The organism is Pseudoalteromonas sp. SR45-4, assembly GCF_014163535.1.
Classification (GTDB): Bacteria; Pseudomonadota; Gammaproteobacteria; order Enterobacterales; family Alteromonadaceae; genus Pseudoalteromonas; species Pseudoalteromonas nigrifaciens.
Genome location: NZ_JACJDO010000119.1, coordinates 1 through 395 on the forward strand (window position 1 = coordinate 1; position 395 = coordinate 395).

2 tRNA genes are annotated in these 395 nt (G+C 38.7%); both read right to left on the minus strand.

The window, feature by feature from the left end:
• Window positions 1-42: 42 nt before the first annotated feature.
• A tRNA-Val gene (locus H5058_RS18245) sits at window positions 43-118 on the minus strand.
• A gap of 158 nt (window positions 119-276) precedes the next feature.
• Window positions 277-352: transfer RNA gene (locus tag H5058_RS18250), tRNA-Val, on the minus strand.
• Window positions 353-395: the final 43 nt, after the last annotated feature.

Below are 395 nucleotides of genomic sequence, written 5' to 3' on the forward strand. Positions count from 1 at the left end.
AATTACCCATTTAGATTTTTGTAATATACACCATTTTAAAAATGGTGGGTCGTACTGGACTTGAACCAGTGACCCTCGCCTTGTAAGGGCGATGCTCTCCCAACTGAGCTAACGACCCATATTACATGCTACTACCTATACAGATAGTACTGGACTTTAACCAGTAAACTTCGCCATTACTTGTAAGTAGCGGTGATGCTCTCTTTTTGTAACTGAGCTAACGACTCATATTAAAATTTTAAAACGCGACTATTATATAATAATAGGTTTTATATGTGGTGGGTGATACTGGACTTGAACCAGTGACCCTCGCCTTGTAAGGGCGATGCTCTCCCAACTGAGCTAATCACCCACATATAAATTAAAACGCTACTATTAAAATAAATAGTACTGGA